The 12,837-nt window shown below is 34.8% G+C and carries 17 protein-coding genes; all 17 read right to left on the bottom strand.

Annotated elements, in window-relative coordinates; genetic code table 11:
• Position 1: 1 nt before the first annotated feature.
• Positions 2–1,516, bottom strand: a complete 1,515-nt coding sequence (gene atpA / locus ACO6VN_RS13715; protein WP_016998908.1) for a F0F1 ATP synthase subunit alpha — start codon at positions 1,514–1,516, stop codon at positions 2–4.
• A 19-nt stretch (positions 1,517–1,535) separates the two neighbouring features.
• Positions 1,536–2,075: a F0F1 ATP synthase subunit delta gene (locus tag ACO6VN_RS13710; protein ID WP_016998907.1), complete on the bottom strand. Its 540-nt coding sequence runs from the start codon at positions 2,073–2,075 to the stop codon at positions 1,536–1,538.
• Complete coding sequence (locus tag ACO6VN_RS13705; protein WP_016998906.1) at positions 2,075–2,599, bottom strand: F0F1 ATP synthase subunit B; 525 nt, start codon at positions 2,597–2,599, stop codon at positions 2,075–2,077. Before ACO6VN_RS13705 ends, ACO6VN_RS13710 begins: the two co-directional genes overlap by 1 nt.
• Before the next feature lie 98 nt (positions 2,600–2,697).
• The gene (gene atpE / locus ACO6VN_RS13700) at positions 2,698–2,916 is read right to left on the bottom strand and encodes a F0F1 ATP synthase subunit C (RefSeq protein ID WP_016998905.1); all 219 of its coding nucleotides are present in this window, start codon (positions 2,914–2,916) and stop codon (positions 2,698–2,700) included.
• 51 nt (positions 2,917–2,967) lie between these two features.
• Positions 2,968–3,690 (bottom strand): F0F1 ATP synthase subunit A, encoded by a 723-nt coding sequence (atpB, locus tag ACO6VN_RS13695; protein WP_016998904.1) that lies wholly within the window; start codon positions 3,688–3,690, stop codon positions 2,968–2,970.
• Between the two features lie 30 nt (positions 3,691–3,720).
• Complete coding sequence (locus tag ACO6VN_RS13690; RefSeq protein WP_016998903.1) at positions 3,721–4,071, bottom strand: ATP synthase subunit I; 351 nt, start codon at positions 4,069–4,071, stop codon at positions 3,721–3,723.
• 161 nt (positions 4,072–4,232) lie between these two features.
• The gene (wecB, locus tag ACO6VN_RS13685) at positions 4,233–5,369 is read right to left on the bottom strand and encodes a non-hydrolyzing UDP-N-acetylglucosamine 2-epimerase (protein WP_216683332.1); all 1,137 of its coding nucleotides are present in this window, start codon (positions 5,367–5,369) and stop codon (positions 4,233–4,235) included.
• A 21-nt stretch (positions 5,370–5,390) separates the two neighbouring features.
• On the bottom strand, positions 5,391–6,020 hold the full coding sequence (upp, locus tag ACO6VN_RS13680; protein ID WP_216683333.1) for a uracil phosphoribosyltransferase: 630 nt from the start codon (positions 6,018–6,020) through the stop codon (positions 5,391–5,393).
• Between the two features lie 21 nt (positions 6,021–6,041).
• Positions 6,042–7,283 (bottom strand): serine hydroxymethyltransferase, encoded by a 1,242-nt coding sequence (gene glyA, locus ACO6VN_RS13675; protein WP_016998901.1) that lies wholly within the window; start codon positions 7,281–7,283, stop codon positions 6,042–6,044.
• Positions 7,284–7,307: 24 nt separating this feature from the next.
• Entirely contained in the window at positions 7,308–7,832 is a 525-nt protein-coding gene (locus tag ACO6VN_RS13670) for a TIGR01440 family protein (RefSeq protein ID WP_103268935.1), read from the bottom strand.
• Positions 7,829–8,266 (bottom strand): ribose 5-phosphate isomerase B, encoded by a 438-nt coding sequence (rpiB, locus tag ACO6VN_RS13665; RefSeq protein WP_016998899.1) that lies wholly within the window; start codon positions 8,264–8,266, stop codon positions 7,829–7,831. The genes ACO6VN_RS13670 and rpiB overlap by 4 nt, the downstream gene beginning before the upstream one ends.
• An 86-nt stretch (positions 8,267–8,352) precedes the next feature.
• Positions 8,353–8,769: a low molecular weight protein arginine phosphatase gene (locus ACO6VN_RS13660; protein ID WP_016998898.1), complete on the bottom strand. Its 417-nt coding sequence runs from the start codon at positions 8,767–8,769 to the stop codon at positions 8,353–8,355.
• Positions 8,766–9,812, bottom strand: coding sequence for an L-threonylcarbamoyladenylate synthase (locus ACO6VN_RS13655; protein ID WP_422404786.1), 1,047 nt, complete (start codon positions 9,810–9,812; stop codon positions 8,766–8,768). Before ACO6VN_RS13655 ends, ACO6VN_RS13660 begins: the two co-directional genes overlap by 4 nt.
• 91 nt (positions 9,813–9,903) lie before the next feature.
• A complete protein-coding gene (gene prmC / locus ACO6VN_RS13650) occupies positions 9,904–10,758 on the bottom strand; it encodes a peptide chain release factor N(5)-glutamine methyltransferase (RefSeq protein ID WP_422404785.1) in 855 nt (284 codons plus the stop codon).
• Positions 10,745–11,821, bottom strand: a complete 1,077-nt coding sequence (gene prfA, locus ACO6VN_RS13645) for a peptide chain release factor 1 (protein WP_422404784.1) — start codon at positions 11,819–11,821, stop codon at positions 10,745–10,747. Before prfA ends, prmC begins: the two co-directional genes overlap by 14 nt.
• Positions 11,814–12,413, bottom strand: coding sequence for a thymidine kinase (locus ACO6VN_RS13640; protein ID WP_016998894.1), 600 nt, complete (start codon positions 12,411–12,413; stop codon positions 11,814–11,816). Before ACO6VN_RS13640 ends, prfA begins: the two co-directional genes overlap by 8 nt.
• Positions 12,414–12,530: 117 nt before the next feature.
• Complete coding sequence (locus tag ACO6VN_RS13635) at positions 12,531–12,785, bottom strand: type B 50S ribosomal protein L31 (protein WP_016998893.1); 255 nt, start codon at positions 12,783–12,785, stop codon at positions 12,531–12,533.
• Positions 12,786–12,837: the final 52 nt, after the last annotated feature.

The raw sequence follows: 12,837 nt of genomic DNA, 5'->3' as shown, positions 1-12,837 counted from the left end.
ATTACTCTACTTGAGATTTATTAAATACTTTTTTGAATCCTTCGATAGCAGAAACAAATTTATCATCAGATGGTAATTGTTTTGTTTCGCGAATTTCTTTATATAAATCGCTAGCATTAGAATCGATCCAATTTAAGAATTCATCTTCAAATCTTGTAATGTCTACAACAGGAATGTCATCTAAATGACCTTTAGTCAATGCGTATAAGATAACAACTTGTCGTTCAACAGATAATGGTTTATTTTGATCTTGTTTAAGTACTTCTACTGTACGTTTACCACGTTCTAATTTCGCTTTAGTTGCAGCATCTAAGTCTGAACCGAATTGAGCAAATGACTCTAATTCACGATAAGAAGCTAAGTCTAAACGTAAAGTACCAGCAACTTTCTTCATTGCTTTAATTTGTGCCGAACCACCAACACGTGAAACTGATAAACCTGCGTTAATCGCTGGTCTTACACCTGAGAAGAATAAGTCTGATTGTAAGAATATTTGACCGTCTGTAATTGAAATAACGTTTGTCGGTACGTAAGCAGAGATATCACCTGCTTGCGTTTCAACGAAAGGTAATGCAGTAATTGAACCGCCACCTAATTCATCATTCAATTTAGCAGCACGTTCTAATAAACGACTGTGTAAGTAGAATACGTCACCTGGATAAGCTTCACGGCCTGGCGGACGACGTAGTAATAATGATAATTCACGGTAAGCTGCTGCTTGTTTCGTTAAATCATCATAAACAACTAATACGTGTTTACCATTGAACATGAACTCTTCACCCATAGCTACACCAGAATAAGGTGCAATATACAGTAAAGGAGCAGGTTGAGCTGCAGATGCTGATACAACGATTGTGTAATCTAATGCACCATGTCTACGTAATGTTTCAACTGCTGTACGAACTGTAGATTCTTTTTGACCTATAGCTACGTATATACAAATCATATCTTGGTCTTTTTGGTTTAAAATAGTATCGATTGCTACAGTAGTTTTACCAGTTTGACGGTCACCGATGATTAACTCACGTTGTCCACGTCCAATTGGTACTAATGCGTCAATCGCTTTAATACCAGTTTGTAGAGGTTCATCTACTGATTTACGATCCATAACACCTGTTGCAGGTGATTCTACAGGGCGTGTTTTAGAAGTGTTAATTGGACCTTGTCCATCTATTGGTTGTCCTAAAGGATTCACAACACGTCCGATTAATTCTTCGCCTACTGGTACTTCCATGATACGTCCAGTACGCTTAACTTCATCGCCTTCTTTAATACCTTCTGCAGGTCCTAAAATGACGATACCTACGTTATTTTCTTCTAAGTTTTGTGCCAAACCTAAAACGCCAGTATGAAACTCTAAAAGTTCACCAGCCATAACGTCATTCAAGCCATGAGCTAATGCAATACCATCCCCGACTTGGATAACTGTACCAACGTCGGTAACTGACATTTCAGACTCATAGTTTTCAATTTGAGAGCGTAATAAAGCACTGATTTCTTCAGCTTTAATGGCCATCTATGTCACTCCTTAATAATTATTTCATTTGATGAAATGATTTTGTTAATTGATTTAAATCATTCTGAATCGAGCCGTCGTAAACTTTCGTACCTATCGTTACACGAACACCGCCAATTAAAGAATCATTTATTTCATTTTCTAAAATTAATTTCTTTAAACCTGTACGCTTAATAAAAACTTTCCCTATTTCATCTAATTCTTCGTTAGATAACGGATAGACAGATTCAACTTTCATTAAATCTTGACTATGTACTTGATTATAAATATTTCTATAATCTATAAAAACACTAGGAATTAAAGACAATTTGTTGTTATTAGCTAATAAGAATAATGTGTTCATTAAAGGTTTAGATACGCCTTTGAATACATTTTCAACTAAAGCTTGTCTGTCTTCTTGAGCTAACTTTGGATTATAATCTATAGCCTTAATTTCATCTAGATTTGGTTTCACACTATTTTCTAGCGTTTCGAGTTCGTTTAATATTGTGTCTTCTATGTTATGTTCTTCTGCTACATCATATAAAGCTTGGGCATATTTTTGACTTATATTCGCCATTATTTTTCCCCTGCCTCTTTAATGTATTTTTCAACAAGTTCTTTTTGATCTTGTTCAGAAATCTCTTTATTAATTACTTTAGAAGCTATTAATACAGAAAGTTCAGATACACGATTATTAATATCAGCAATTGCTCTTTGTTTCTCTTGCTGAATCTCTGCTTGTGCTGATTGAATTAACCCATTTGCTTTAACATTTGCATCACTTATAATTTGCTCTTGTTGTACTTTAGCTTGATGTTTTGCATCATCAAGAATTGTTTGTACTTCTTCTTGAGTCTTTTTAAGGATGTCTCTATTTTCTTCTTCTAATTTTTTTGCATTTACCTTTGCTGCTTGAGCGTCATCAATATCTTTATTGATAGTTTCTTCACGTTCATCCATTATGGATTTCAATGGTCCCCAAGCATATTTCTTTAATAAAGCTAACAGGATTAAAAACGTGATTAATGTGAATAAAGCTGTTCCCCATTCAACGCCACTGCCTGTTGCACCTAAAACCAATACGTTATGATCCACTGCCAATTACACTCCTTTCATTGCAAGTCAAGGTTCTAACACCTCATAAATGAATGGCGAAATCCTTTTTAGATAGACTCCGCCTGTTCTAAAAATATGTTAGCTTATCGGTTCATTACCATGAATGCTACTACAACTGCAATGATAGGTAGGGCTTCAACTAAACCAACACCGATAAACATAATTGTCATTAATGGACCACGTGCTTCTGGTTGACGTGCAACACCTTCAACTGTTCTTGAAACGATAAGACCGTTACCAATACCTGCTCCTAATGCTGCTAAACCGATTGCGATTGCCGCTGCTAATACACCTAAACTCATTATAATTTTCCTCCTAGAATTAAAAATATTAATTGTTTTTTAAATTTTATATTAATGATCTTCTGCCACTTTGTGGGACATATAAACCATTGATAACATTACAAATATGTACGCTTGAATTGAACCTATAAAAATTGAGAATGCTTGCCATACCATAGCAGGTAAAAATGCGCCTAAAACTCCTAAAGCGCCGCCAGCAGCTAAAGTACCTAGTAAACCTAATAATACTTCACCTGCAAATATATTACCGTACAAACGTAGACCAAGCGTCAATGTTGAAGCAAATTCTTCAACAATTTTGAATGGTACCATTAAAGCTACCGGTTGAACGAACGATTTTAAATATCCACTCGTTCCACGCATTTTCACACCGTAGAAGTGTGTGAGCAATACCATTAAAGTAGCTAATGTTAATGTCACAGTAGGATCTGCTGTTGGTGATTTCCACCATAATGTGTGTCCTACAACAATTGAGAATGGAAGTCCTAACATATTAGAAACAAAAATAAATAATATTAATGTTACTGCAAGGAAATGGAATTTCCCTCCCTCTTTCCATGCCATATTACTTTGAATGATGCCTTTAACGAAGTCAAAAATCCATTCAATAAAGTTTTGAGCACCAGAAGGTCTTACTTTTAAATTTCTAGTACAAGCTACAGCTATCGCAAAAACGATAATTGCTGAAACTACTATCATTAAGACACTTGAAAGATTGAATATTAAGTCAAACCCTCCAAAATTGATGGACCACAAAGGTGATTCGTGTTCCATATTTTCACCTCTTTTCACAATTTTAATTATTTAATCGAGATTTTTGAGTGACCTAAACATGATTAACACATATGCAATCATCAGCCCTACTAAAATTCCGATAATATCAACAATTATTGGATATTTAAGCCAGAAACAACATGCAACAATAGTTACAAGGTACCTTACCCAGTTTCCAGTTGATAATTGTAATGATTCAGCATTTTTTGCTCGATTGAGGTAAACTTCCCATGAAAACAAGTTAACAGCTGATGCTATTGTTCCAATTATTAGTCCTAAAATGAACTCATGTTTCAAGAAGAAATAAACGACAACTAGAAAAATAACGAAGAAAATAAAATACTGTAAATAAGACTTGAAAAAGCCCTTGAAATCAAACATGCAGCTGAAACTCCTTTAATTAGTTATATATCTTTGAAAACCGTTTCATCACACAATTTTCATGATAATATAGTGGCCTTATAGTGTCAATGCTATGTCAAAAATAGAAAACAAATTTTTGCCATTTTTTTGTCACAGAATTGACACAAACCACTTCTAACTTATTTTGTTTTGAACGGTGCAGGTGCTTCAGTCAAAATATCAAAATAATACTTAATATTTTCACATATTCTCTTAGATGCTAAGCCATCACCATATGGATTTTGAGCAATGCTCATGCTTTCATATGAAGATTGATCATTTAATAGTTTTTTCGTTTCGTTGTAGACATCCTCTTCTTCTATGCCAACTAATTTTAGCGTACCAGCTTCTACCCCTTCTGGGCGCTCAGTTGTATCTCTCAAAACAAGGACTGGCTTCCCAAGTGAAGGCGCTTCTTCTTGTACACCGCCAGAATCAGTAAGAATCAAATGAGAATTTGCCGCAAAGTTATGAAAATCAATAACTTCTAATGGCTCTATTAGTTCGATACGATTATGATCACTTAATAATTGTCCAGCTATATCTCTGACCTTTGGATTTTTATGCATTGGGTATACAACGACAACATCTTCTTGCTCTTCAACAATACGTCTAACAGCTTTGAAGATATTTTCCATTGGTTTGCCAATATTTTCGCGTCTATGCGCTGTTAACAACACGATGCGTTTATCTTTATGGCGATTAATGATTTCACTTTCGTAATTTTCACTAACCGTTGTTGATAATGCATCAATAGCTGTATTACCTGTAACAACAATAGATTCGTCTTTTTTATTTTCTTGAAGTAAATTATGTTTAGACTGATCAGTTGGTGAGAAGTGTAAATCAGCAAGGACCCCCGTCATTTGTCGATTCATTTCTTCTGGGAATGGAGAATACTTATTCCAAGTTCTTAAACCTGCTTCAACGTGTCCAATTGCGACTTCGTTATAAAAAGCAGCTAAGCTACCAGCAAAAGTAGTAGTTGTATCTCCATGTACCAATATCATATCTGGTTTCGCTTCTTGAATAACACTTTCAAGTCCACCTAGCACTCTAGAAGTTACTTCAGAAAGTGTTTGCCCTTGTTTCATGATATTCAAATCATAATCTGGTGTGATATCAAATGTTTCAAGAACTGAGTCCAGCATTTCTCTATGTTGTGCAGTCACAACTACAATTGGTTGTAACTCCGGATCATTTTTCAGTTCTGAAACCAAAGGTGCCATTTTAATAGCTTCAGGTCGCGTACCAAATATCGTCATAATTTTCTTCATTGTAATAAAATCCTCCTATTATTATTTAGTGCCAAACAGACGGTCACCTGCATCACCAAGTCCTGGTGTAATGTATGCATGCTCGTCTAATTTTTCATCTAAAGCGGCAATATATATATCTACATCTTCATGTGCTTCTTGTAGTGCCTTAACCCCTTCAGGTGCAGCAACTAATCCCATAAAGCGGATTTTAGTAGCGCCACGATTTTTTAATGATTGAATAGCTTCAATCGCAGATGCACCTGTAGCAAGCATAGGATCTACTACAATAATTTCACGTTCTTCAATATCTTGAGGTAACTTAACAAAATACTCTATTGCTTCAAGTGTTTCTGGGTCACGATATAAACCAACGTGGCCAACTCTCGCAGCAGGTACAAGTTTCATAATACCTTCTGTCATACCAAGACCAGCACGTAAAATAGGAATGAGCGCTAATTTCTTACCTGATAATCTTTGCGCTGTCATTTTTGTAACAGGTGTTTCAATTTCTACGTCTTTTAAATCAAAATCTCTTGTAACTTCATAAGCCATAAGCATGCCTACTTCGTCAACAAGCTCTCTAAATTCCTTTGTTCCAGTTTTTTTATCACGAATATAGCTCAATTTATGTTGAATGAGCGGGTGATTAAAAACATGTACTTTACCCATAAGGCAATCCTCCAATAACTATTATTTGTTGTAAAGTGGGAACTTAGAAGTTAATGATAATACACGTTCATGTGCTTCTTTTAATGTTGTTTCATCTTCAGGATTTTTTAGCACTGTCGCCATTATTCTACCAACTTCTTCCATTGCACTTTCATCAAATCCACGAGATGTAACAGCTGGTGTACCTAATCGAATACCACTTGTTACGAAAGGCTTTTCTTGATCAAATGGTATTGTATTTTTATTACAAGTTATGCCTACTTCATCTAAAGCATTTTCAGCAACTTTCCCTGTAATACCAAGAGAACCTTTAACATCAACACAGATTAAATGGTTATCTGTTCCACCAGATACAATACGTAAACCTTCTTCTTCTAGTGTAGCAGCTAACTTTTGAGCATTCTTAATCACTTGTTTTTGGTAATCTTTAAATTCTGGTTCTAATGCTTCACCAAATGATACAGCTTTACCTGCAATCACATGCATTAATGGACCACCTTGGATACCAGGGAAAATGATTTTATCGATTTCTTTAGCATATTCTTCTTTACAGAAAATCATGCCACCACGAGGTCCTCTAAGTGTCTTGTGCGTCGTAGTTGTAACAAAGTCAGCATATTCTACTGGGTTTTGGTGTAATCCAGCAGCAACTAAACCGGCGATATGAGCCATATCTACCATTAATTTAGCGCCTACTTCATCTGCAATTTCTTTGAAACGTTTAAAATCAATTCCTCTTGGATAAGCAGAAGCACCAGCAACTATTAATTTTGGTTGAGTTTCTTTAGCTACTCTTAAAACTTCATCATAGTCAATTTGTTCATTTTCTTTAGACACGCCATACTCTACAAAGTTATATAGTTTACCACTAAAGTTAACTTTAGCTCCGTGAGTTAAATGTCCACCATGACTTAAATTCATTCCAAGCACAGTATCACCTGGTTCTAAAGCAACAAAATACACAGCCATATTTGCTTGTGAACCAGAATGTGGTTGTACGTTAACATGGTCTCCACCGAAGATTTCTTTTGCGCGTTCTCTCGCTATATCTTCTACGATATCAACATGCTCACAACCACCATAATAACGACGACCAGGGTACCCTTCTGCGTATTTATTAGTTAATACAGAACCTTGAGCTTCCATCACCGCTTCAGAAACAAAGTTCTCAGACGCGATTAATTCTATGTTGTTATTTTGTCTGTCGAACTCTTTTTCCATTGCTTCGAAAAGTTTTTCGTCTTGCTTTTTAATAAATGACATGTACAATCCCTCGCTTTTAAGAATTTAATACTTTGCTCTTTCACCGCCAATTAATTTTGGACGGCTTGTTGCTACTGTTACTACTGCTTCACCGATTTGTCTAGTTTCAACTGATATCGGTACTGCTACATGCTTAATATGCATACCAATTAATGTTTGACCAATATCAATACCTTTATCGCATTTGATATGTTCAACTAATACAGGATCATCCATATGTTGATATGCATAGGTTGATAAGCTGCCTCCAGCATTCCGTTGTGGAACAACAGAAACCTCAGTCATTAAGTAGGGATCAAACAGTTCGCGTTCGATTGTAATAGCTCGATTTATATGTTCACAACCTTGAAATGCAAAATGAACACCTGTCTCTTTATGTATTGAATCAAGCGTTTCATACAATTCTTTCGCAATCTCTGCTGAACCATTCGAGCCTATTTTTGCCCCTCTAATCTCTGAAGTAGAACATCCTATAATACATAGTTCATTTTCATTAAAAAATTGTTTAGACTTAAGTTCATTGATTAATTGTATTAAATTATTTTTCATGAACAATCGCCTTCAATTTTATCTATGCGTTTTTGATGTCTACCGCCTTCGAACTCGCTCGTCAACCAAGTTTTGACGATGAGAAGTGCTAATCCTTCACCGATGACACGTTGGCCTAATGCTAATACGTTTGAATCATTATGTTGTCTTGTTACTTCCGCAGTAAAAACATCATGCACAAGTGCACAACGTACCCCTTTTACTTTATTAGAAGCAATCGACATACCAATGCCAGTTCCACAAATTAAAATACCTTTATCGAAATTACCATTTGCTACATTTTCTGAAACAGGTTTAGCATAATCTGGATAATCCACTGATTCACCTTTATGTGTTCCAAAATCTTTATATTCAATGTTCATTTCTTCTAATAATTTTTTAATTGCTTCTTTGTATTCAAAGCCTCCATGGTCTGCTGCAATAGCTACTTTCATCTTCCCACCTCCCAATTTGTTTATACTTTCATATTATAACGTATTTTTCATGCGTGATATAGCTATTATACAAATTATTTGTATTCTTAATTACTCTGTAATAATTCGATTATCAATTTCTTAATTTCTTCATAAGTATTTCTATACACACCTATTTGCTGTCCAATTGGATCTACTACGTCTCCAGCTTTTCCACTCGTATAATGTTTTAATGAATCAATATTTTTATGTTCATACATGGATTGCAATATCGATTTGTGATTTTCTGTCATAGTCAAAATTAAATCTGCATCTAAATCTGCATCGCTAAATTGTTGCGCTGATTCAGGAATCGGTAAATTATTTTCCAATATAATATCCATTGATTGTTGAGATATCGGTGCACCGTTAAATGCTGAAATACCTCTCGAATGTATTTCGTAATCAGGCATCAAATCTTTAGCTATAGCTTCTGCTAATGGACTTCTACAAGTATTACCTGTACATACAAATATTATTTTCACAATTCATCTTCCCCTTTAAATCTATGTCCGCTTGCTTTATCTATTCTATTCATTAATGCAACAGTTTGATCTGTTCGTTCATAACCATTTATCAATATATGTTCAATATCATTTAATTGGTCTGCGATTCTTAATGCATCGTACAAATCATGATGAGCACCTTTAATATCATTTTTATTTTTTCCTAAAGGAATAAATTTAATGTTTTCAGGAACTAAATGCTCTATGCTTCTTGGACCAATAAAAGCTAGTTTTTTACTATTTAATAAATTAAGGTCGAGCGGTTTTGTTATACCACCCTCTATTAACGTTACTGGTTGAGAAGGTGCATAGTGCTGATATTTCATTCCTGGGGCAATTGGTTTATTTATATCTATTTTTTTATCTATAATACTATTCGGCAAAACCTCATTAATCATTTCAGCAGTTATAGACCCTGGTCTTGCTATTTTAAAAGGAAAAGTCGTACAATCTATTACTGTACTTTCTATTCCTTCATCTATATCTTCAGCTTGTATAATTCCATAAATCCTCGTATTTAAGTCATGTTTTACATGTTCAAATTTTGTAGGCGAAGGTCTCCCACTTAAATTTGCACTTGGAGCTGCAATTGGTAAATTGACTAATTGCAAAATCTCTCTTCCAATAGCATGACTAGGCATTCTTACAGCAACTGAATTCAACCCTCCCGTTACTCTATCATCTAAATATCCTGACTTATATGGAACGATAAATGAAATTGGACCTGGCCAAAAAGCATCCATCAACAATTCTGTTTCTTCTGAGATATTTTTAGTAAAATCTTTTAATTGATTTTTATTATGAATATGAACAATAAGTGGGTTATCAGATGGACGACCCTTAGCTTTATAAATATTTTTAATTGCTTCTTCGTCTTTTGCATTTGCTCCTAATCCATATACTGTTTCCGTCGGCAAAGCTATAAGTTGATTTTGACGGTAACCATCTATAATCTGATTGATGTGTGGATAACTAGCTAAGTTATGAACAAACTTACGCACATCCCAAACATATGTTTCCAAGGCTATACTTCCCTTCCTCATCGTATTTACTGTATACAAATAAAAGTTATACACATTTTGTGGGTAACTCAACCCTTTTGTGCATAACTTATTAACAACCCATCCAATTAAATTGTATCATACGATTCTTTTGATTTATATCTTTGATAATTGCCAAATTTTTAACTTTATAGTGTTCATGAATATATGATTTTAAAATTTGACCTTGTAAATGACCGATTTCAAATATGACTAGTCCATCTTTTTTCATCACTTTATCTAAATCATTTAGTATGCGTTTGTAAATAGCTAAACCATTGTTTTGTGTGAATAAAGCAAGGTGTGGTTCATATTCCAGTACGGTTTCTGACATTTCTACTTTTTCTTCGTAGCTTATATAAGGTGGGTTTGATAAAAGTACATCGACTTTAATGCCATTATTAATCAGAGGTTTCAAAGCATCGCCTTGAAGAAACTCAATTTCTGCTTGATTTAATCGAGCATTTTCTTTCGCAACTTTTAATGCATCATCGCTAATATCAGTTGCAATAACATTTAAATTAGTAAGCTCCTTCTTTAAGCTAATTGCAATAGCCCCTGTGCCTGTTCCAATATCGCAAACTGTTTGCTCGTGTTGATTTATAGTATTTAATGTTTGCAAAACTAATTCCTCAGTTTCAGGTCTAGGGATTAGTACATCATTATTTACTATGAATTTTCGTCCATAGAACTCAGCAAATCCAACGATGTACTGTACGGGTTCCCCTAAATACATTCGTTCTCTATAAGTCAAAAATTTCTTAAGTATATTATCTGGTACTGGCTCTTGTTGTTTTAAAAGGATTTGTGTTCTGGACAAACCAGATATGTCTTCTAATAGCCAATCAGCACGAGAAGTTTCTAACCCTCGTGCTGATAAAGCTTTATATGTTTCAGTTAATAATGTTTGAAAATTATAATTCTCCATTGTTTAAATCTTCCAATTTCTCTGTTTGTTCATGCATCGTTAACGCATCTATAATTTCACCAATTTTACCGTCCATTATTTGATCTAATTTTTGAATTGTTAAACCTATGCGATGGTCAGTAACTCTGTTTTGTGGGTAATTATATGTTCTAATACGTTCAGAACGGTCACCTGTCCCAACAGCTGATTTCCTTTTTTCAGCATATTTGGCATGTTCTTCACGAACCATCATATCAAAAACTCTTGCTTTTAATACTTTTAGTGCTTTTTCACGGTTTTTAATTTGTGATTTTTCAGAAGATGTTGCAATAATACCTGTAGGTACGTGTGTAATTCGTACGGCTGAGTCAGTCGTGTTAACGTGCTGACCACCTGCACCACTAGAACGATAAGTTTCAATTTTCAAGTCTTCACTACGAATATCAACTTCCACGTCTTCAGCCTCTGGTAATATAGCAACAGTCGCAGTTGAAGTATGAACTCTACCACCCGATTCAGTTTCTGGAACACGTTGCACACGGTGTGCACCATTTTCATATTTTAATTTACTAAACGCACCCGTCCCTTGAACAGAAAAACTGATTTCCTTATAACCACCATGATCGCTTGGGTTTTCTTCTACTACGTCTATTTTGTATCCTTCCATTTCAGCAAAACGAGAATACATTCTAAATAAGTCTCCAGCAAATATTGCAGCTTCATCTCCACCTGCTGCACCACGTATCTCAACGATTACGTTTTTCTCATCATTTGGATCTTTCGGAATAAGTAAGAACTTCAACTCTGACTCTAATTCTGGGATGCGATCAGTTAAACTGTTAATTTCATCTTTTAACATTTCTTGATCGTCTTTGTCATCTGTTTCTTCTAGCATTACTTTTGCGTCTTCGATATCAGTTTTCACTGATTTATATGTTCGAAAAACGTCTACTGTTTTTTGTAAATCAGATTGTTCTTTAGAATACTCTCTAAGCTTATCCGTATCAGATACAACATCAGGATCACTCAATAGTTCGTTAAGTTGTTCATATCTATTTTCTACGATTTCTAATTGATCAAACATTTATATCACTCCTTGTTTCTGTTCTTATAATATGATGATCTCTACATCTCGGTTCATAACTTTCATCTGCCCCTACTAAAATAATAGGATCATTAATATGAGCGGGTTCCCCGTTAATAAGCCTTTGTGTGCGACTGGAAGGTGATCCACAAACAGCACAAACAGCCTGTAATTTAGTTACGATTTCAGCGACTGCCATCATTTCAGGCATAGGTTCAAAGGGCACACCTTTGAAATCCATATCCAGTCCTGCTACAACTACACGATAGCCTTCTTCGGCTAATTTTTGTGCAACTGCAACGATTTCATTGTCAAAAAATTGAACTTCGTCAATACCAATTATATCAATACCTTGTAAATCGTGCTTTAAAATTTCACTTGAATGTTCAATGCTTATAGCATCTAATTGATTACCGTTATGAGACACGACTGCTTGTTCACTATAACGATTGTCGATAGCCGGTTTAAATACTTTAACATCTTGTTTAGCATACAAACCTCTTCTGAGCCGTCTAATTAGTTCTTCAGATTTACCACTAAACATACTTCCGCAAATACATTCTATCCAACCGGAATGGTAATTTTCGTACATATTACTTGTCCACCTTTTTCAACATAATCGCTTAATTATATCATATTATAAATTTCTGTTCTTAATTTTTACAAAAAAAAGCACCCTTTAAAAAAGGATGCTTGATGCGCTTCATGATTAGTTGTTTGATTTGAAACCAAATTTTTTGTTGAAGCGTTCCACACGACCATCCGCAGATGCGAATTTTTGACGTCCAGTATAGAATGGATGTGAATCAGAAGAGATATCTAAACGGATAACTGGGTATTCGTTGCCATCTTCCCATTCCATTGTTTCACTAGAAGTACGAGTAGAACCACTTAAAAATTTGAAGTCTGTAGTCGTATCTAAAAAGATTACTTTATGATACTCTGGATGAATTCCTTGTTTCATTTCTTTCAGCTCCTTTGCCCTGAACCATCTGGAACAGAGTTTATTTGTGACT

Source organism: Mammaliicoccus sp. JADD-157 (assembly GCF_049310805.1).
In the GTDB taxonomy this organism is placed as follows: domain Bacteria; phylum Bacillota; class Bacilli; order Staphylococcales; family Staphylococcaceae; genus Mammaliicoccus; species Mammaliicoccus lentus.
This window is presented reverse-complemented; position numbering and strand designations above follow the sequence as displayed.

What these genes read in the sequence shown, in the direction of transcription:
- atpA (WP_016998908.1), bottom strand. Translation starts at nt 1,516, where the DNA reads ATGGCCATTAAAGCTGAAGAAATCAGTGCTTTATTACGCTCTCAAATT.
- ACO6VN_RS13710 (WP_016998907.1), bottom strand. Translation starts at nt 2,075, where the DNA reads ATGGCGAATATAAGTCAAAAATATGCCCAAGCTTTATATGATGTAGCA.
- atpE (WP_016998905.1), bottom strand. Translation starts at nt 2,916, where the DNA reads ATGAGTTTAGGTGTATTAGCAGCGGCAATCGCAATCGGTTTAGCAGCA.
- atpB (WP_016998904.1), bottom strand. Translation starts at nt 3,690, where the DNA reads ATGGAACACGAATCACCTTTGTGGTCCATCAATTTTGGAGGGTTTGAC.
- ACO6VN_RS13690 (WP_016998903.1), bottom strand. Translation starts at nt 4,071, where the DNA reads ATGTTTGATTTCAAGGGCTTTTTCAAGTCTTATTTACAGTATTTTATT.
- wecB (WP_216683332.1), bottom strand. Translation starts at nt 5,369, where the DNA reads ATGAAGAAAATTATGACGATATTTGGTACGCGACCTGAAGCTATTAAA.
- upp (WP_216683333.1), bottom strand. Translation starts at nt 6,020, where the DNA reads ATGGGTAAAGTACATGTTTTTAATCACCCGCTCATTCAACATAAATTG.
- glyA (WP_016998901.1), bottom strand. Translation starts at nt 7,283, where the DNA reads ATGTCATTTATTAAAAAGCAAGACGAAAAACTTTTCGAAGCAATGGAA.
- ACO6VN_RS13670 (WP_103268935.1), bottom strand. Translation starts at nt 7,832, where the DNA reads ATGAAAAATAATTTAATACAATTAATCAATGAACTTAAGTCTAAACAA.
- rpiB (WP_016998899.1), bottom strand. Translation starts at nt 8,266, where the DNA reads ATGAAAGTAGCTATTGCAGCAGACCATGGAGGCTTTGAATACAAAGAA.
- prmC (WP_422404785.1), bottom strand. Translation starts at nt 10,758, where the DNA reads ATGGAGAATTATAATTTTCAAACATTATTAACTGAAACATATAAAGCT.
- prfA (WP_422404784.1), bottom strand. Translation starts at nt 11,821, where the DNA reads ATGTTTGATCAATTAGAAATCGTAGAAAATAGATATGAACAACTTAAC.
- ACO6VN_RS13640 (WP_016998894.1), bottom strand. Translation starts at nt 12,413, where the DNA reads ATGTACGAAAATTACCATTCCGGTTGGATAGAATGTATTTGCGGAAGT.
- ACO6VN_RS13635 (WP_016998893.1), bottom strand. Translation starts at nt 12,785, where the DNA reads ATGAAACAAGGAATTCATCCAGAGTATCATAAAGTAATCTTTTTAGAT.